Source organism: Amycolatopsis sp. NPDC051903, assembly GCF_044452505.1.
Classification (GTDB): domain Bacteria; phylum Actinomycetota; class Actinomycetes; order Mycobacteriales; family Pseudonocardiaceae; genus Amycolatopsis.
Genome location: NZ_JBITBT010000015.1, coordinates 34,494 through 52,604 on the forward strand (window position 1 = coordinate 34,494; position 18,111 = coordinate 52,604).

The window sequence follows — 18,111 nt, forward strand, 5'->3', positions numbered from 1 at the left end:
AGGTGGGTCAGCTCGTGCGGAGCACGAGCCGGGGAGCGAGCAGGGTGGAGGTGGGTTCGGGGCCGGCCCCGCCGCGCAGCCGCGCGCGCAGCAGGCGCACGCACTCGGCGGCGACCTCGCCGATCGGCTGGGCCACGGAGCTCAGCCCGAGCACCGCGGCCGTCGGGGTGTCGTCGAAGCCGATCACGGACGCGTCGGCGCCCGGACGCAGCCCGCGGTCGCGCAGCTCACCGACGACGCCGAGCGCGAGGGAGTCGCTGGCGCACACGAAAGCGGTGGGCGCGGTGGCGTCGTCGAGCAACCGCGCGGCGGCGGAGCGGCCGCCTTCGACGCCGTCGAACACCTGCGCCTGCGGCCGGTCGCCGAGCCCCGCGGCGGCGAGCCCGGCCTCCCAGCCGGCGCGCCGGTCGTCACCGGTCTCGGAGCCGGCGGGCCAGCCGACGAACGCGATGCGCCGGTGGCCCTGGCGCACGAGGTGCTCGGTGGCCAGGCGCGTGCCGCGGGCGCCGTCGACGTCGACCCAGCCGTGCGCGTCCTCCGCGCCCCACGGCCGGCCGAACGTCACGAACGGCAGGTCGCGCTCCTTGAGCCAGCGCGTGCGCAGGTCGTGGTGGTGGGTGCCGGTGAGCACGAAACCGTCGACGCCGACGGAGGCGATGAGGTCCTCGTACGCGCGGGTCTCGGCTTCGTCGTCGGCGGCGCTGAAGAGCATGATCCGGTGGTCGTACTCCTCGGCCGTGGCCGTGAGGGAGTGCAGGAACTGGTCCAGGACCACGCCGCTCACGCCGTTGCCGGCCGGGGCGATGCGCATGCCGATGATCTGCGAGCGGGTGGTGCGCAGCTGGCGGGCGGCGGTGTGGGGGCGGTACCCGAGCCGTTCGATGGCTTCGAGCACGCGTTCGCGGGTTTCGGGGCTCACGAGGTCGGGCGAGTTGATCACGTTCGACACGGTCTGCCGGGAGACGGCGGCCGCTTGCGCGACCGAGTTCAGCGTGGCTCGCTGAGCCATCTCGCCTCCCGTTTGTCCGGTGTTGTCCGTCGATTTGAACGTTCAACCTGGCGGCTACTCTGAACGTTGGCCACTGACCTGTCAAGACTTCACATGAACTTGACACGAAGCTGGTTTGATCGATCAAATCGAGGGGCACCCGACCCCACCGGAGGACTTTTCCCATGCAGCCGCTGCTCCACGACCTCGCGATCGCCCTGCGCGCGCCGACCGTCGTCCTCTCGGGTCGCGACGGCCAGATCCGCGGCAACGGGACGCAGGGCCTGCTGCACGGCGACCTGCGCCTCGTGAGCGAAGCGGTGGTGACCGTCGACGGGCACGAGCCGGCGCCGATCGGCTTCGAGGAGCCGGCGGCGGACCGCGGGACGTTCACCGGACTCGTGCGCCACCTCGGCGACCCCGGCCCGGACCCGACGGTGTGGCTGCGCCGGCACCGCCGCGTCACGGCGAGCGGGGTGGCGGAGGAGCTGGAACTCGTGTCGTCGGCTGCCGACGCGGTGGAGTGCGTCGTCGAGCTCGCGCTGGCGGCCGACTTCGCGCCGATCGAGGTGATCAAGTCCGGTGGTGAGGCTTCGCCGCTGGTGCCCGTGCGCGTCGACGGCGGGGTGCGGTGGGAGTCGGGCCCGGTCACTGCCGTGGTCACCACCGACGGCGGGACCACTGTGGACGGTGCCGCGGTGCTGATCCGGTGGCGGGTTCGGCTCGAGGACCAGGTGGTGCTGCAGTGGACGCTGACCGCGGAGGACCCCGCGGCGCCGTTCGTGCCGGGCACGGGCGTGCGGTTGCCGTCCCCCTCGGTGGAGGCCGACGACCGGCGCTTCACCGCGCTGCTGAACCGTTCGCTCGCCGACCTCGACGCGCTGCTGCTGGCCGAACGCGAGCACCCGGCCGACGTGTTCGCGGGCGCCGGCGCGCCGTGGTTCTTCACGCTGTTCGGCCGCGACAGCCTGTGGGCCGCGCGCCTCGCGTTGCCGCTCTCGCTGGAGCTCGCCGGCGGCACGCTGCGCACGCTGGCCCGCGCCCAGGGCGAACGCCACGACCCCGCGACCGGCGAGGCGCCGGGCAAGATCCTGCACGAGCGCCGGCGCGCCGGCTTCGAAGTGCACGGCATGTCGCTGCCCGAGCGCTACTACGGCACGATCGACGCGACCGCGCTGTGGGTGTGCCTGCTGCACGACGCGTGGCGCTGGGGCCTGCCCGAGGCCGAGGTCCGCGAGCTGCTGCCGAACCTGCGCGCGGCGCTGTTCTGGATCACCGGCCTCGCCGACACCGACGGCGACGGGTTCGCCGAGTACCTCGACGAGTCGGGCCGCGGCCTGGCCAACCAGGGCTGGAAGGATTCCGGTGACGCCGTCCGCTTCGCCGACGGCTCCATCGCCAAGCCGCCCGTTGCGCTCGCCGAGGTGCAGGGTTACCAGTACGAGGCCGCGGTCCGCGCCGCCGAACTGCTGTCCGCGCTGGGCGAGCCGGCCGACGGCCTGGCCGAGTGGGCTTCGGCGTTGCGCTCCCGGTTCCGCGAGCGGTTCTGGGTGTCCACTGCGGACGGTCACTTCCCCGCACTGGCCCTGGACGGCGGCAAACAGCCCGTCGATTCCCTGACGAGCAACATCGGCCACCTGCTCGGCACCGGGTTCCTGGACGAGGCCGAGAGCGATTCGATCGGGGCGCTGCTCCTGGGTCCGTCGATGGCGGCGGGCTTCGGCCTGCGCACCATGTCCTCGACCGCGGGTGGCTTCTCACCCCTGAGCTACCACTGCGGCTCCGTCTGGCCCCACGACACCGCCGTCGTCGTCCGCGGCCTGCACCTCGCCGGCCAGCGCGCCCGCGCCGCCGAACTCGGCCGGCAACTGGTCCACGCCGCCGGCGCCTTCGACAACCGCCTCCCGGAACTGTTCTCCGGCTACGGCGCCGCCGACGTGACGGAACCCTTGCCCTACCCGGCCTCCTGCCGCCCGCAAGCCTGGGCGGCCGCTTCCGCGGTCACCCTGCTCGTGACCTTCCTGGGCCTGCGCGTCGACGTCCCCGCCGGCGTCGTCACGCTCGACCCACCCCGCCCCAGCCCGGTGGGCGCCCTGCGCGTGACGGGCCTGCGCCTCGCCGGCGGCACCCTCGACGTCACGCTCACGGCCGACGGCACGGTGACCGACCTGCGCCTGCCGCCCGGCTTGCGCCTCGGCTAGGCGGCGTCGTCGCCGAAGCGCGCTTCGATCGCAGCAGCGTTGGCGTCGCACAACGCCTGCGCCGCTTCGCGCAGCGTGGTGCCGTGCCGGTTCGAGTGGGTGAACAGGGTCGTGACCAGGTGGCGCAGGCGCGTGCGGACCTGGGCGAACGCCTCGTCCGCGGTGGGTCCGATGTCGCCGAAGAAGGTCCACCACCACCAGGAGTTGGTGGCCGAGTTGGCGGTGAAGTCGGGCACCACGGGGATGCCGCGGGCGGCCAGGCGAGCTTCGGCGTCGGCGGTCACGGGCAGGTTCGCCGCCTCGACGACCACTTTCGCGGTGACGAGGTGCTCGTTGTCCGCATCGACGCAGTAGGACACGGCGGCCGGCACGAGCACCTCGGCCGGGACCTTGAGCCACTCGTCGGCCGGCCGCGCAGCCGCTCCGGGGCACAGGTGCGCCCGGTCGATCGCCCCGAAGCGGTCCCGGTGGGCGAGCAGGTGCTCGACGTCGAGACCACCTTCGTCGACGACCAGCCCCTGCACGTCCGCGATCCCGACGACCCGCACACCGGCTTCGGCCAGGAACCGCGCCGTGGCCCCACCCATCGACCCGAACCCCTGCACAACCGCCCGACTGCCCTCCACCGGGAGCCGAAGGTGGCCCAACGCCGTCACCACAGCCTCGGCGACGCCCAGCCCGCCGACCAGCTCGTCGAGCCCCACCCCACCGACCTGCACCTCGAAGGCCGCCGCCAGCCGCGCTTTCGCGGCGGCGAGATCGTCGAGCAGCGGATGCACCGCCACCACGGAGCTGGACACACCGAGCTCGGCGAGCACCTCGTCGATGTCGTCCTGGCGCACGCCGAGGTCCTCACCCATGGTCCAGTACTGCTCGATGAGCGGCCGCATCGCCCGCAGGTACCGCTCGATCACGCCCCGCGCCCGCTCATCACGCGGATCGAAGTCGATCCCACCCTTCGCCCCACCCAACGGCACGTACCGCCCGGCCGGATCGTAATTCAGCGCCTCCTTGCGGCTCATGCCCTCGGCGAGCCCACGCACCTCCCCGAGCGTGCACCCCGGCCGCATCCGCAGCCCCCCACTCGCCACGCCCCGCACGAGCCGATCCACCACCAGATACCCATGGCAGCCGGTCACCGGATCGGTCCAGCTCACCTCGAGGAACACACGCACCTCCGTTGCTGATGCACGAGCCAACCCAGCCCGCGCCCAACCCCCACCCGCCCCGCCCCGTCGACCGGCACCGCACCACGCGTACGACACCGCCGCCCAACAGACCCACCGAGGATGCACCCAGCCCGTGCCCGCCACCTCGAACGGCGACCCACCACACGTACGAAACCGCCGCTGAACTAGGCAACTAAGGATGCGCCCAGCCCTGCCGTGCACCCCGACCGGCGACGCACCACGCATACGAAACCGCCGCCAAACTACGCAGCAAGTCCTGCACCCAGCCCCTACCCGGCACCCCGAACGGCGGCCCACCACGCGTACGAAACCGCCGCTGAACTAAGCAACCAAGGTTGCACCCAGCCCCACCCCGCACCCCCGAACGGCGGCCCACCACGCGCATACGACACCGCCGCTCGACCGCCCCACTGAGGATGCGCCCAGCCCCTGCCCGGCACCTCGATCCGAAGCCTCCACACGGCCGCCGACCCCGTGTCAAGGCACGCTTTCCCGCCTTGACACGGGGTCAGCGGCCGTAGTCACACTCAAGCTTCGGGGTGCCTACGCACCGCAACACGCCCCCGCGCAGGACCGCATCCCCACCACAACCCAACCGCACCCACCCAGCGACGGCCCCCTCACCCACCCCCCACTCACCCCCGATACAACACCACCCTCTCCACCACAGTCCACGTCGTCGTAGTCAGCACATACACCGACGCAGCCAAGGGAACAAAAACAGTGACCAAAACCGTTCCATAAGGCAGCAGGCGAAGGACCCGAGCACCAGGCGCCGTGAAATCGCGCTGACGGTCCTGCCACCTGATCGAGAACCACGCCACCACGGCGAGCAGGCCGGCCACCACGAACACCAGCGGGGCGGCGGCGAGGCCGTGGGCCCCGAGCGAGACGCCCAGCAGGGTGCTGCCGAGCAGCGCGTTGGGCGTGCCGGCGATCACCGCGGTGCTGAAGAGGTGGTACATCACCCAGAACAACGGCAGTTGCGCGACCATCGGCAGGCACCCGACGAACAGCGACGTGCCGGAGTCCTGCTGCAGCTTCGCCATCTCGGCGGCCAGCTTGTCGCGGTTCTTGCCGTGCTTCTCCTGCAGCTTCTTGATTTCGGGCATCAGTGCGGTGCGGGCCCGCTGCCCGCGGGCCGCGGCTCGGGCGAACGGCACGAGCAGCAGCCGCACGGCCACGGTGAACAGCACGATCGCGAGGGCGGCCGCGAACGAGCCGGTGACGGGTTCGGTCGCCGAGGCGAGCCAGTGAACGAGGTGGTACGCGCCTTCGACGGGCACGTCGAGGAATCCGGGCATGACAGCACTCCGAGGGAAAGTCGGTTCAGGGCAAGCGGAGTCGGCTGCGCGAGTGCCCGAAGAAGACTGTCCTGATCGGACTCAGCGAGGGGTCACGCAGCCGGGGAGTGCTGTCCGGGTGCGCGGGGCCGGCTTCGGCCGGGTGCGCCGGGATCGCGCAACCGCAGGAACGCGGCGCGGCGCGAGCGCTGGTTCAACGCGGTCCGGCGGGCGCGCACGGGGATCGTCCACGTCGCCAGCTCACCGCGGTTCGCGTTGGAGACCACGATGACCACGAGCAGGCTCGCCGCCACCACGGAGGCGAACGCGAAGAACGCGGCCGGGCCGCCCTGCTCCACCAGGTGGGCGGCCGGGAACGCGAGCTGCAGCAGTGCGTGCATGCGGCGTCCCCTTCCGGTGTGTGGTGCGTCCCCCTGTTCCGGCGCCAGTGTAGCCGAGTTCGAAAGGGTGTTGTGGCGTTCTCGGCCGGTGCGTTATGCTCACCCCGATCCCCATGGATGCCGGCTCGGCCGCCCGGGGGAGTTTCCCTCTCTTCACGCGAACCCGAGTAGCTCGTGTTCGTTCCCGCGATCCGTCGATCGCGTCTCACACCTGTGTAAGGAGTAACCGTGTCCTACCAAGGAATTCTCGACGTCCACGGCAAGACCGCCACGCTCGGCTACGCGCCGGGCGGGCCGTCCGTCCCGTTCGGACTGATCCGCAAGCACAACCTGCGCCGGGGCGACGAAATCGTCGTCGACGGCGAGCAGCTCGTCTCGGTCAACGGCGCCCCGCCGGTGCCGGACCGGCCCGAGTTCGAGCGGCTCACGCCCGTCCACCCCGACGAGCGGCTCGTGCTCGAAACCACCCGCCACCAGCTCACGACCCGCGTGCTCGACCTCGTCGCGCCCGTCGGCAAGGGGCAGCGTGCGCTGATCGTCGCGCCGCCCCGGACGGGCAAGACGTCGGTGCTGCAGGCGATCGCGCAGGCGGTGGCGGTCAACCACCCCGAGGTGCACCTCATGGTGCTGCTCGCCGACGAGCGGCCCGAGGAGGTCACCGACATGCAGCGTTCGGTGCGCGGCGAGGTCATCGCCTCGACGTTCGACCGCAAGCCGTCCGAGCACGTGGCCGTCGCCGAGCTCGCCGTCGAACGCGCCAAGCGCCTCGTCGAATCGGGTCGCGACGTCGTGCTGCTGCTCGACTCGCTCACGCGCCTCGGCCGCGCCTACAACCTCGCCGCCCGCGCCTCCGGCCGCATCCTGTCCGGCGGCGTCGACGCCGGCGCGCTGCACCCCATGAAGAAGATCCTGGGCGCCGCCCGCAACATCGAGGACGGCGGCTCGCTCACCATCATCGCCACGGCCCTCGTCGGCACCGGTTCGCTAGCCGACACGGTGTTCTTCGAAGAGCTCAAGAGCACGGGCAACTCGGAGCTGCGCCTCGACCGCACCCTCGCCGACCACCGCGTGTTCCCCGCCATCGACCTCTTCGCCTCGGGCACCCGCCGCGAAGAACTGCTGCTCTCCCCGGCCGAGCTGCAGGTGATGACGGAGGTCCGCCGCGCCCTCGCCGCCCAGGACCCCAAACGGGCCACCGAGCAATTCCTCGACCAGGTCCGCACCACCAAGTCCAACGCCGAGTTCGTGGTCCGCGTCGCGGCCTCCCTCGGCACCCCGGCCGCGGCCGCCGCTGCCTGACACCGCGCCGCGTACCCGCGCGTTCGGCTGGGAGTCGTCGCCAGCCCCTCCGGCTCGACGCCGAGGGGCGCGCGCTAGTCGGTCCGTGCCGGTCAGCCGCCCCCCGCTGTCGCCCGGCGTGCCGGCCACTCGGGTCAGCGCCGACCGCCGCACCCCAGCGTTTCCGAACCGCGATGTCGTGCGGCGTACGAACTTCCGCCCGCCTTGATCGAACGCGAAGCCGCCCGGCCAAAGGAGCACGTAAAGCGCCTGCCGGGGCTGAAGCTCACCGGCACCAAGGTGCGTTCGTCCGAAAAGGACGATCTCGTGGCGGAGTGTCTCATCAAGGCCGGGCTGTGGAAAGAGGTCCGCGACCGCCTCCGCCAGCCCGGCGGCGCCCTCTCCGGTGGGCAGCAGCAGCGCTTGTGCATCGCCCGCGCCCTGGCCGTGCGGCCGAAGGCCCTGCTGATGGACGAACCGTGCTCGGCGCTGGACCCGACGTCGACGCGCCGCATCGAGCAGACGATCGAGGACCTCAGCGGCGAGGTCACCATCGTGATCGTCACGCACAACATGCAGCAGGCCGCGCGGGTTTCGGCGCAGTGCGCGTTCTTCCTCGCGGAGGAGGGTGCGCCGGGCGGCATCGTGGAGGCCGGGCCGACCGCGGTGATGTTCGACTCGCCGTCGGACGCGCGCACCGCCGACTACGTGCACGGCCGCTTCGGCTGACCCGTGCCATCCTGGCCGGTGTGAGAACTCTGCTGTTCGTGCCGGGCAACCGCCCGGACCGCTTCGCCAAGGCCGCGGCCAGCGGCGCCGACGCCGTGCTGTGCGACCTCGAGGACGCCGTCGCCCCGGACGCGAAGTCCGCGGCGCGCGACGCCGTCGTGGGTTGGGTGCGCTCGGAACCGGCCGTGGTCCGCGTGAACGCGGCCGATACCCCGTGGCACGCCGCCGATCTGGCCGCGCTGCGCGGTCTGCCGGGGGTGCTCGCGGTGGTCCTGCCCAAGGCGTCGCCGGACGCCGTCGCCGCGACGGCTTCGGCCCTCGGCGAGGTGCCGGTGTGGGCTCTGATCGAGACCGCTCGCGGTATCCGCGACGCCGACGCCATCGCCTCGGTCGCGGCCCGTCTGGTGTTCGGCAACGTCGACTTCGGTCTCGACGCCGCCGTCACCGCGACGGGCCCGGACGAGCGTGAGCTGCTCTACGCCCGTTCCCGGCTGGTGATCGCTTCGCGTGCCGCGGACCTGCCCGCTCCGCTCGACGGCGTCACCACCGACCTCGACGATCCGGCCGCCGCGGCAACGGCCGCGCGGCTGTCCCGCAACCTCGGCTTCGGGGGCAAGTTGTGCTTGCACCCCAAGCAAGTCGCTGCGGTCCGGGAAGCTTTCGCGCCCTCGGCCGAAGAGCTCGCGTGGGCCCGCAGCGTCGTCGAGGCCGCCGGCTCGAGCGAGGGCGCGGCGGTTCGGGTGGACGGCCAGATGATCGACCGTCCCCGGCTCGAACTCGCCCGCCGCCTCCTGGCGGAGTGAGCCGTGCGCACCGTCGTGATCACCGGTGCCAGCTCCGGGATAGGCGCCGCGGCCGCGCGCCGGTTCGCCGCGCTGGGCGACCGCGTGGCCGTGGTCGGCCGCTCGCCGGAGAAGACCGCGGCCGTCGCCGACGGCGTCGGCGAACCGTTCACCGCCGACTTCGCCCAACTGGACGACGTCCGCGCGCTCGCCGAAGCGCTGCGGTCGCGGTACCCGAAGATCGACGTGCTCGCCCACAACGCGGGCGGCCAGTTCCGCGAGCGCACGACCACCGTCGACGGCCACGAGCTCACCATGCAGGTCAACCACTTCGCGCCGTTCCTGCTCACGCACCTGCTCGCCGAGTCGCTCGACGGCGCCCGCGTCGTGGTCACCAGCAGCCGGGCCCACGGCTACGGCCGCCTCGATCTCACCGACCTCGACGGCGCTCGCACGCGGTACAACTCCTTGCGCCGCTACGCGACCACGAAGCTCGCCAATCTGCTGTTCGCGCGTGAACTCGCGCGACGGCTGCCGGTCAGCGCCGCGTCGTTCCACCCGGGCACGGTGGCCGGCGACTTCTTCCGCTAGGGCGGGTTTTCGGCGTGGGCGGTGCGCTCGCCGATCGGCCGCCGGTTCACCGTGACTGCGGAACAGGCCGCGCAGCGCTTGGTCCAGCCGGCGACCGCGGCGGACCTGCCGAACGGCGCGTACTTCGAACGCGGCGTCCCGAAGGCACCGGCCGGACCGGCCGCGGACGACGAACTCGCCCGCGGCCTGTGGGTCCGCACCGCGGAGCTCCTCAATCTCCCGGAACGGTGATCAGCCACCGATCCGTCCGGCGCCGCAGGTAGCAGAACCAGTACGCGCCCGACACCACCAGCACGGCGGCGGTGATGCCGAGGTCCAGGGCCGTCTGCTCGACCAGCACGTAGGCCAGCGCCAGCACCACGACCACCGGCACCACGGGCCAGCCCGGCATGCGCCAGACGCGCGGGCCGCGGTGGGCGGGGCGGCGCGCCGCGAGCACGGTGATCGCGATGGCCAAGTACAGGGCGACCACGGCGACGCCCGTGACACCGCTGAGGGTGTCGACCGGGACGAAGCACAGCACGGCTTCCGACAGGCCGACCACGAGCGTCGCGACCCACGGGGAACCGAAGCGGGCACCGACGACGCTCAGGGCGCGGTTGACCGGGTCCGGCCAGGCGCGGTCGCGGCCCGAGGCGTACAGCACGCGCGAGTTCTGGATGACCATCACGATCACCGCGTTCACGATCGCCGCGGCGATGCAGAGGCTGATGACCGTGCCGAGCGTCGAGCCGCTCCAGCCGACGACGAGCGCGGTGATGTCGACGTCGGTCAGGGAACCCGGGTCGCCGAGGGTGAGAGCGACGACCGGCACCAGGATCACGAGGCCGCTGATGCCGAGCGTCCACAGGACCGTGCGCGACACCGTCCGGTGCGGTTCGCGCATCTCCTCCGCGAGGTACACGGCCGTCGAAAACCCTTGGACGACGAAGAGCGCGACGGCCAGCCCGGCGATCACCGCCACCAGCCCGACTCCGCTGACGCCGTCGAGGCTCGGGCGCACGAGCACGACGGGGGAGCGCCCCGCGTGCGCGAACCCGAGCACGGACACCACCACGACGGCGACGATCTCGATGGCCAGGAACACCCCCGTCAGCCAGGCGTTGGAGCGCAGGTTCGCCAGGCCCAGCACGGTGGACGCGAGCATCACGGCCGCGCCCGCGACCGAAGGGTCGAGGTGCACGATCGGGGCGAGGTAATCGGCGACCCCGATCGCGATGATCGGGGGCACGACCAGGATCACGATGAACGACAGCACGAACGTGATCCAGCCGGCGAAGCGGTTGAGGACCGTGGTGACCATGGCGTACTCGCCACCCGCGCTGGGCACGAGCGTGCCGAGTTCCGAGTAGCAGAAGGCGATGCCGACGCACAGCAGCACGGCCAGCGCGATGGCGAGCGCGGTGCCCGTGCCGAGATCGGCGAAGAGCGGGGGAACGAGGACGAACAGCGACGACGCGGGCGTCACGCAGCTCAGCGTGAGCAGCGTGCCGCCGGCGACGCCGATGGAGCGCGTGAGCGTGCGCGGCTTCGGCGAACCAGTGGTGGTGGCGGTGTCGGCAGGAGCCGGGTTAGGGGGCATGAGGCGATGTCCCTCCGTCGGCGGCGCGATGTTTCGGGGGATGGAACAGCACTGATTCAGTGTTGTCAACGCCACAAAGACGACTAAATCCGTTGCCGGTCACACTGTGGACGGTCGCTTTCAGTGACCGGTCGGCTGGCTTGCCGGGTGTCGGGCGGGTCGGGGATGATCCCGTGGTGAGCAGCCAGGAAGCGAACCCGAACCGGCCGGCGCCGCCGGTGCTCGACGACATCTCGAAGAAGATCATCGCGCAGCTGCAGGAGGACGGGCGCCGCGCGTACGCGACGATCGGCAAGGCCGTCGGGCTCTCGGAGGCGGCGGTGCGCCAGCGGGTGCAGCGGCTGTCCGATTCGGGCGTGATCCAGATCGTCGCGGTCTCGGATCCGTTGCAGGTGGGGCTTTTCCGTCAGGCGATGGTGGCGATCACTGTGGACGGTCCACTCGAGCCGGTCGCCGACGCGCTCGCCGAAATGGCCGAGATCGACTACGTCGTGTTGTGCGCCGGCCGCTTCGACGTGCTCTGCGAAGCCGTCTGCCGCGACGACGAAGCGCTGCTCGACCTGATCTCCAACCGCATCCGGACGCTGCCCGGCGTGCGCACCGCGGAGACGCTCGTCTACCTCAAGCTGCGGAAGCAGTCGTACCAGTGGGGCGCCCGCTGAGGGCGACGACTAAATCCGAAGGTATTGCTCACCGATTGGTCGAGAATTAGTCGCCTCCCTGGTTTGAGGCGACTGATCCACTTGCACTCTGTCGTGGGCTCGTGCGATAACCGGGGTGTCCGGCCGGCGCGCGCCGCCCCGCGCACCGGCACTTCGAGGTCCCGTTTCGAGGAGCCATGACCACCACCGCCGAACCCACCGCCGCCGACGCGACCGGCCTCGCCGCGGCCGCCCGCGACAACCTGTGGCTGCACTTCACGCGCCACTCGGGCTTCGAGACCGCCGAGGTCCCCGTGATCGTCCGGGGTGAGGGCGCCTACGTCTGGGACGCCCGCGGCAAGCGTTACCTCGACGGCCTCGCCGGCCTCTTCGCCGTGCAGGTCGGCCACGGCCGCGACGAGCTCGCGGAAGCCGCCGCGCGCCAGACGAAGCAGCTCGCGTACTTCCCGCTGTGGGGCCACGCCCATCCGCCGGCGATCGAGTTGGCGGAGCGCCTCACGGCCGCCGCCCCTGGCGACCTCAACCGCGTCTTCTTCACCGTCAGCGGCGGCGAGTCCGTGGAGACGGCGTGGAAGCTGGCGAAGCAGTACTTCAAACTCGTCGGCAAGCCCACCAAGCACAAGGTCATCAGCCGCGCCCTCGCGTACCACGGCACCTCCCAGGGTGCCCTGTCGATCACCGGCATCCCCGGCGCCAAGGCCGATTTCGAACCGCTGGTGCCCAGCACGCTGCGCGTCCCCAACACCAACTTCTACCGCGCCCCCGAGCACGCCGACGACTACGAGGCCTACGGCCGGTGGGCCGCCGACCAGATCGAGCAGGCCATCGAATTCGAAGGCGCCGACACCGTCGCCGCCGTGTTCCTGGAGCCCGTGCAGAACACCGGCGGCTGCTTCGTCCCGCCCCCGGGCTACTTCGCGCGCGTCCGCGAAATCTGCGACCGCCACGACGTGCTCCTCGTCTCCGACGAAGTCATCTGCGCCTTCGGCCGCCTCGGCCACGACTTCGCCGCGAAGCGCTACGGCTACCAGCCCGACATCATCACCACCGCCAAGGGCCTCACCTCCGGCTACGCCCCCCTCGGCGCCGTCCTCGCCACCGACCGCCTCACGGCGCCCTTCGCCACCGGCCCCACGACCTTCATGCACGGCTCCACCTACGGCGGCCACCCCGTCTCCTGCGCCGTCGCCCTCGCCAACCTGGACCTCATCGACCGCGAAGGCCTCTACGACCACGTCCTCACCAACGAGTCAGCCTTCCGCAACACCCTGAACCGCCTCCTGGACCTCCCCCTGGTCGGCGACGTCCGCGGCGCAGGCTTCTTCTACGGCATCGAACTGGTGAAGGACAAAGCGACAAAGGAAACCTTCACCGCGGAGGAGTCCGAACGCGTCCTGCGCGGCTACCTCTCGGATGCTCTGTTCGAGGCAGGGCTGTACTGCCGGGCCGACGACCGCGCGGAGCCGGTCATCCAGCTCTCACCGCCACTGATCTGCGGCCAGAAGGAGTTCGACGAGATGGAGAGCATCCTCCGGGAGACTCTCACGGAGGCTTGGAAGCTTTTGTAGAAGTCCAGGGGTAGGCGGTGGTGAGCTTCCCTGTCTTTTCGTCGCATTGCCAATAAATACGCCACGGCAACGAAACAACGGAATGAGAACCACCCACACCTCCCCCGCCCCCGATCCTCAGCCTCCTCTACGGTACTCACTTTGTGTCAAGGTACTCTTTCCAGCCTTGACACAAAGTGAGTACCGTAGAACGATTGGCTGACGGGGTGCCGTTCTCATGGGGTCTTTTCGCCCGAAGGGCGGTTTCTTCGGGGTGGCGCCCTGGGGGTGAAAGAATCCGCCTACGGCGAAAAGATATCGCCTACGGCGAAAAAGCTCACGAGAAGCTCCCCGAAGCCCAATTGTGACTACGGTTCGGGGCCTCTTGTCAAGGCGGGAAAGCGTACCTTGACAAGAGGCCCCGAACCGCGTTCTGGCTTCGTATCGGGGAGCAGGGCGGGGGTTGGTCGTTCTCGTTCGTCCCAGCATCGGTGACCATTGGGGAGATGGTGGTCGGTCGCCAGTGGCGGTGTTCCGGTTTAACGAGGGGTCGCGCAGAGGGTTGAGTGGGCGAGGGTCGGCGGCGTCTGGTAGATGGTGGTTGGTTGCCAGTGCGGTGTTCCGGTTTAACGAGGGGTCGCGCAGAGGGTTGAGTGGGCGAGGGCCGGCGGCAGTTGGGTGGATGGCGGTTGGTCGCCAGTGGCGGTGTTCCGGTTTAACGAGGAGTCGCACAAAGCGTCGGGTGGGCGAGGGCCGGCGGCAGTTGGGTGGATGGTGCTTGGTCGCCAGTGGCGGTGTTCCCGTTCAAAGAGGAGTCGCACAAAGCGTCGGTTTGGCGAGTTTGGCCGCGACTGGACAGATGCCAGCCGGCCCCCGCACTGCGGTGTTCCGACTCCAAACGGCCCGCACAGAGGTCCGGCCCGGCGACGTTGGCCGCGATCGGGGCCGATACCACCCGATCCACCCCGCCATCTTCCGTTCAAATCACCCCAACCCCTCCACTCACGACACCGAAAACTTCCCAAACAAGACATTCCCGACCCGTCAAGCTCACCCCCTCCCCTTCCCTTACTCTTCCCCTTGTCCACCAACGACACAGGAGGAAGCCGCGTGGCGGAATGGGCCGATTTGGTCGCGTTCATCAGGCACGAGTACGACGTGATCCGCGAGGAGCCCGATGAGGTGCGCATCCGGATGGCGTTCGGGGACGATGCGGAGACGCGGGGGCGCGCGCAGGTGGTGGTGATCGCCCGGGAGGTGTTCGACAAGCGCGAGGACTGGGTGCAGATCGCGACCCCGTTCGCCCGTGTGCACGAGGTGGAGTTGCTCGAGGTGCTCACCGAGGTGGGGCACACGCTCGTCGTCGGGGGGATCGTGGTGATGGGGGAGCACCTGGTGCTGCGGCATTCCCTGCCGCTGGTGAACCTGGACATCAACGAGTTCACGGATCCGCTCGAGCTCGTCGCCGGGTCGGCGGAGCTCCTTGAGCAGCAGTTCACCGGGCGCGACGACTACTGACGCGCAACCCGGGGGCCTGTCGCGAACAGGGAGAGGCCCCCGGTCCGCGCCTCGGACGGAGCGACGGCGGCGCAGTGCATGCCGCGCTCGGGCAGCGTTCCGTCGATCAGGAACCGGTCCGTTGTGGACACCACGCACGGGCTGTTCTTGAAGTACGCGCCGTGCCCCGCGCCGTCGTAGGTGAGCAGGCGCGCGCCGGTCTGGCGGGACACGTGCTGGGCCCATTCGTACGGCGTCGCCGGGTCGTAGCGGCTGTTGAGCAGCAGCACGGGGACCTGGCCGAGGAAGCCGGGCCGGCGCTGCGGGTCGCGGACGGCGCCGGGCCAGCCGACGCAGCCGGTGGCCGACTTCCACGCCAGGGGCGAGAACCGCACGTCCGGCGCGATCGCCGCGAGCGAGTGCCGGAACGTCTGCAGCTCGCCGAACCCGCTGATCGGCAGGTGCCAGTCGGAGCAGAAGACGCTGGCGAACGACGTGGGCACGGTGATGTCGCCGTACGCGGACTCCTCGGGCTTGCCGTCGCGCAGGCTGACCAGGCTCGTCGCCAGCTGGTTCCACGACGGCCCGTAGAAGTTGCGCGTCACCAGGTCCAGGAAAGCCACGGGGTCCAACGAGTCGTCCGGCGTCCCGAGCTGCCCGTGTTCGGCGCGCGAGTACAGCGAGGCCATCAGCGCGCGCACGTCCTGGCCGTGCAGCGCGCACGACGAAGTCGTGGCGCACCAGTGCGCGAACTGGTCGAACATCTCCTGCGTCGCCCGCGTCTGCGAGCTGAGGAACTCCCACGTGCTGCGCAGGGAGTGGTCCATCGTCCCGTCCAGCACGAGCGCGCGCACGCGATCCGGGTACTGCTCGGCGTACTCCTGGCCCATCAGCGTGCCGTACGAAGTGCCGTAGTACGTCAGCTTGCTTTCGCCCAGCGCGGCGCGGATCGCGTCGATGTCGCGGGCCACGCTGGCGGTGTCGACGTGGTCCGCCAACGGCCCGGTGGACTTCGCGCAGCTGTCGGCCAGCGCCCGGTTGCGCGCGGCGAGCTCCCGGAACTCGCCGGGATCCTGGGGCAGCTGGTGCTCGGGCGCGGTCACGGCGTCGAGCCCGCACCGCACCGGGTTGCTCTGGCCGACGCCGCGCGGGTCGAAGCCGACCGTGTCGAACCGCGCCGTGATGGCGGGCGACAACGACCACCCGTTCTGCACCTCTGACGCGCCCTCGCCGCCCGGCCCGCCGGGGTCCATGAGGACGGAACCGATGCGGTGCGCGGGATCGGTGGCCTTGCGCCGGGCGAGCGCGAGCCGGATCGTGCCGCCACCGGGGTTGGCCCAGTCGATCGGGACGGTGACCGTGCCGCAGTCGACGCCGGCCACGTTCGGGCACGGCTTCCAGTCGATGCCCGCGGCGCTGGCCGGCGCGGCGAGCAAGGCCGCGAGTGTGGGGACTACCGCCGCGACGACGGTCAGTTTCCTGCCCAGGCCCATGGAACCGCACCTTTCGCCGGCGGGTGAAGATCAACCACGTGCCCGGGGATCTTGCCAGAAGATCACCGATCCGATCGGGTGAGGGTGTGGCGACGTCCCAAGTGGACCTGCACCAACCCGAATAACATTCGGTCAACGCTGTCGTACGTCCGGGCTAATCCAGTGAGCGCGACGAGTCAGAACCGAATCAGATTCTTGACAATGCTTACTAAGCGAGCGTTCACTGGCCGCGCCGGAAACAGGCTGTCACCCCTCGTGAAGGGAAGTACATGTCCGGAAACCGCGCTCAACGAAGACTGCGCACCACCGTCCTCCTGGCACCCCTTACCCTGCTGCTGGCCGCGACGCCCGCGCTCGCCCCGGCGTCGGCTGCGACCCGGGCGCCCGCCGCGCCGCCCACGACGTCGCCCGGGAACGGGCCGGCGACGATCACCGGTCCCGTCCCGTCGCACGCCGAGCCCGGCGACCCGTCCCACGACTACGTCTTCTACTCCACGCCGTTCGACCTGGAGAAGGCCGGTTACGAGGAGGAGGAGTTCTTCATCTCGGGCACCGCCACGCGGTACAACCCGAACCCGACCGTCGACGAGCAGAAGCAGGCGGCCAGGCCTCTCGGCACCACGCCCTACACCACGCGCATCGTGGTGCGCCGCCCGGTGAAGCCGGCCAAGTCGGCCGGTGTCGCGGTGGTCGACTGGCAGAACGTGACCGCCGGGCACGACATCGACACCGAGTGGGGCACGAGCGCCGACTACTACGTCCGCAACGGCTGGACGTGGGTGGGCGCCTCGGTGCAGCACGTCGGCGTCAACGGCGCCACCTCGGGCGGGACGGCCGGCCTCGGCCTCACCGAATGGAGCCCGCAGCGCTACGGCTCGCTCGACGTGACCAACGGCGGCACCGTGCTCGACGACTCGCAGTCGTTCGACATCTACACGCAGATCGCGCAGCTGCTGAAGGGCCGCGGCAAGCAGAACCCGTTGGCGGACCTCGGGATCGCCCGCGTCTACGCGGGCGGCGCGTCGCAGTCCGGCCGCTACCTGGGCGTCTACTACAACACGATCCAGCCCCTGCGCCACGTCTACGACGGTTTCCTGTTCGCCCTGTCCGACGGCAACCTGCCGCCGCGCGCGGGCGTCGGCACCAAGGCCATCCGCGTCTTCACCGAAAACGACGTCTACCGCGGCGCCGGTGTCCCGGCCCAGCGCGTCCCGGACACCGATTTCCTGCGCACGTGGGAGATCGCCGGCGGTTCCCACGTCCCCGCGTACTCCACGGGCACGGACCCGGACGACTTCCGCACCACGCTCGGCGCCATCCAAACGCGCGAGTTCGGTGAGCAGGCGCCGTTCGACTGCACCAACCCCGGCCCCAGCCAGGTCGAGTCCTGGACGGTCTTCCACGCCGCCTACGACGCCCTCGACAAGTGGGTCAGCCGCGGCACCCCGCCCCGGCGCGCGGAGCCCCTCGCGATCATCGACCCGGGCCCGCCGGCGACCCTCGCGCGCGACCCCCTCGGCCTCGCCCAGGGCGGCATCCGCCTGCCCGACGTCGACGTCCCGGTCGGCCTCAACGACGGCATCAACTCCCCCGCGAGCCTCGACAACCCCCTCAGCTCCTTCTGCGTCCTCTACGGCACCCACCGCGACTTCACCACCGCACAGCTGAAAGACCTCTACTACAACACCAACGACTACCGCCGGCAGGTCGCCGACTCGGTCCGCCGCCTGGAGGGCCAGCACTTCCTCCTCCCCGAAGACGGCAAGACACTGATCACGCAAGCCAACAAACGCAAGCTCTTCTAGAAAACCGACGACACCGAAGCCGATCTACGAAGAGGGCTGCGCACCCACACCCCTCCCAGCCCCTCGATCCGAAGCCAAAACA

Annotated in this window: 15 protein-coding genes and 1 pseudogene; 10 read left to right on the forward strand and 6 right to left on the reverse strand. The window is 70.7% G+C overall.

The annotated features are described in order from the left end of the window. Positions 1-7 precede the first annotated feature (7 nt). Positions 8-1,009, reverse strand: a complete 1,002-nt coding sequence (locus ACIA77_RS27820; RefSeq protein WP_395888935.1) for a LacI family DNA-binding transcriptional regulator — start codon at positions 1,007-1,009, stop codon at positions 8-10. A 164-nt stretch (positions 1,010-1,173) separates the two neighbouring features. Between ACIA77_RS27820 and ACIA77_RS27825 the strand changes: the two genes are divergently transcribed. Beyond that, positions 1,174-3,189: a glycogen debranching N-terminal domain-containing protein gene (locus ACIA77_RS27825; RefSeq protein ID WP_395888936.1), complete on the forward strand. Its 2,016-nt coding sequence runs from the start codon at positions 1,174-1,176 to the stop codon at positions 3,187-3,189. Here ACIA77_RS27825 and ACIA77_RS27830 read toward each other — a convergent pair. The 3 genes from ACIA77_RS27830 to ACIA77_RS27840 all read right to left on the reverse strand — a co-directional run bounded on the left by ACIA77_RS27830 (position 3,186) and on the right by ACIA77_RS27840 (position 6,063). Beyond that, the gene (locus ACIA77_RS27830; protein WP_395888937.1) at positions 3,186-4,358 is read right to left on the reverse strand and encodes a Glu/Leu/Phe/Val dehydrogenase dimerization domain-containing protein; all 1,173 of its coding nucleotides are present in this window, start codon (positions 4,356-4,358) and stop codon (positions 3,186-3,188) included. The two genes, ACIA77_RS27825 and ACIA77_RS27830, sit on opposite strands and share 4 nt — an antisense overlap. A gap of 656 nt (positions 4,359-5,014) precedes the next feature. Then, the gene (locus ACIA77_RS27835) at positions 5,015-5,683 is read right to left on the reverse strand and encodes a YidC/Oxa1 family membrane protein insertase (RefSeq protein WP_395888938.1); all 669 of its coding nucleotides are present in this window, start codon (positions 5,681-5,683) and stop codon (positions 5,015-5,017) included. Positions 5,684-5,775: 92 nt separating this feature from the next. After that, a complete protein-coding gene (locus tag ACIA77_RS27840; RefSeq protein ID WP_395888939.1) occupies positions 5,776-6,063 on the reverse strand; it encodes a DUF6412 domain-containing protein in 288 nt (95 codons plus the stop codon). A 228-nt stretch (positions 6,064-6,291) separates the two neighbouring features. On the opposite strand from ACIA77_RS27840, the gene rho reads away from it, so the two are divergent. The 5 genes and pseudogenes from rho to ACIA77_RS27865 all read left to right on the forward strand — a co-directional run bounded on the left by rho (position 6,292) and on the right by ACIA77_RS27865 (position 9,674). After that, positions 6,292-7,362 carry a transcription termination factor Rho gene (gene rho / locus ACIA77_RS27845; RefSeq protein WP_395888940.1) on the forward strand — a complete coding sequence of 357 codons (1,071 nt, stop codon included), beginning with the start codon at positions 6,292-6,294 and terminating at the stop codon, positions 7,360-7,362. Positions 7,363-7,611: 249 nt separating this feature from the next. Beyond that, positions 7,612-8,070, forward strand: a pseudogene (locus ACIA77_RS27850) (phosphate ABC transporter ATP-binding protein); the annotation flags it as partial. Between the two features lie 20 nt (positions 8,071-8,090). Then, positions 8,091-8,873 (forward strand): HpcH/HpaI aldolase/citrate lyase family protein, encoded by a 783-nt coding sequence (locus ACIA77_RS27855; RefSeq protein ID WP_395888941.1) that lies wholly within the window; start codon positions 8,091-8,093, stop codon positions 8,871-8,873. A 3-nt stretch (positions 8,874-8,876) separates the two neighbouring features. Next, positions 8,877-9,443, forward strand: a complete 567-nt coding sequence (locus ACIA77_RS27860) for an SDR family NAD(P)-dependent oxidoreductase (protein WP_395888942.1) — start codon at positions 8,877-8,879, stop codon at positions 9,441-9,443. 51 nt (positions 9,444-9,494) lie between these two features. Next, positions 9,495-9,674, forward strand: a complete 180-nt coding sequence (locus ACIA77_RS27865; protein ID WP_395888943.1) for a hypothetical protein — start codon at positions 9,495-9,497, stop codon at positions 9,672-9,674. Here the strand turns inward: ACIA77_RS27865 and ACIA77_RS27870 are convergent. Beyond that, positions 9,655-11,025, reverse strand: a complete 1,371-nt coding sequence (locus tag ACIA77_RS27870; protein ID WP_395888944.1) for an APC family permease — start codon at positions 11,023-11,025, stop codon at positions 9,655-9,657. The genes ACIA77_RS27865 and ACIA77_RS27870 overlap by 20 nt on opposite strands. Before the next feature lie 176 nt (positions 11,026-11,201). Between ACIA77_RS27870 and ACIA77_RS27875 the strand changes: the two genes are divergently transcribed. From ACIA77_RS27875 to ACIA77_RS27885, 3 genes are all read left to right on the forward strand, one after another. Continuing rightward, the gene (locus ACIA77_RS27875; protein ID WP_395888945.1) at positions 11,202-11,687 is read left to right on the forward strand and encodes an Lrp/AsnC family transcriptional regulator; all 486 of its coding nucleotides are present in this window, start codon (positions 11,202-11,204) and stop codon (positions 11,685-11,687) included. A 176-nt stretch (positions 11,688-11,863) separates the two neighbouring features. Beyond that, the gene (locus ACIA77_RS27880) at positions 11,864-13,255 is read left to right on the forward strand and encodes an aspartate aminotransferase family protein (protein WP_395888946.1); all 1,392 of its coding nucleotides are present in this window, start codon (positions 11,864-11,866) and stop codon (positions 13,253-13,255) included. Between the two features lie 1,089 nt (positions 13,256-14,344). Continuing rightward, a complete protein-coding gene (locus ACIA77_RS27885) occupies positions 14,345-14,752 on the forward strand; it encodes a hypothetical protein (RefSeq protein WP_395888947.1) in 408 nt (135 codons plus the stop codon). Here the strand turns inward: ACIA77_RS27885 and ACIA77_RS27890 are convergent. Further along, positions 14,746-16,224: an alpha/beta hydrolase gene (locus tag ACIA77_RS27890; protein ID WP_395888948.1), complete on the reverse strand. Its 1,479-nt coding sequence runs from the start codon at positions 16,222-16,224 to the stop codon at positions 14,746-14,748. The genes ACIA77_RS27885 and ACIA77_RS27890 overlap by 7 nt on opposite strands. Before the next feature lie 269 nt (positions 16,225-16,493). Here ACIA77_RS27890 and ACIA77_RS27895 point away from each other — a divergent pair, with 269 nt between their 5' ends. After that, positions 16,494-18,029: an alpha/beta hydrolase domain-containing protein gene (locus tag ACIA77_RS27895; RefSeq protein WP_395888949.1), complete on the forward strand. Its 1,536-nt coding sequence runs from the start codon at positions 16,494-16,496 to the stop codon at positions 18,027-18,029. Positions 18,030-18,111: the final 82 nt, after the last annotated feature.

Excerpts from the sequence above, each read along its gene's own strand:
- ACIA77_RS27820 (WP_395888935.1), bottom strand. The coding sequence starts at position 1,009 with ATGGCTCAGCGAGCCACGCTGAACTCGGTCGCGCAAGCGGCCGCCGTC.
- ACIA77_RS27870 (WP_395888944.1), bottom strand. The coding sequence starts at position 11,025 with ATGCCCCCTAACCCGGCTCCTGCCGACACCGCCACCACCACTGGTTCG.
- ACIA77_RS27835 (WP_395888938.1), bottom strand. The coding sequence starts at position 5,683 with ATGCCCGGATTCCTCGACGTGCCCGTCGAAGGCGCGTACCACCTCGTT.
- ACIA77_RS27895 (WP_395888949.1), top strand. The coding sequence starts at position 16,494 with ATGTCCGGAAACCGCGCTCAACGAAGACTGCGCACCACCGTCCTCCTG.
- ACIA77_RS27825 (WP_395888936.1), top strand. The coding sequence starts at position 1,174 with ATGCAGCCGCTGCTCCACGACCTCGCGATCGCCCTGCGCGCGCCGACC.
- ACIA77_RS27840 (WP_395888939.1), bottom strand. The coding sequence starts at position 6,063 with ATGCACGCACTGCTGCAGCTCGCGTTCCCGGCCGCCCACCTGGTGGAG.
- ACIA77_RS27880 (WP_395888946.1), top strand. The coding sequence starts at position 11,864 with ATGACCACCACCGCCGAACCCACCGCCGCCGACGCGACCGGCCTCGCC.
- ACIA77_RS27890 (WP_395888948.1), bottom strand. The coding sequence starts at position 16,224 with ATGGGCCTGGGCAGGAAACTGACCGTCGTCGCGGCGGTAGTCCCCACA.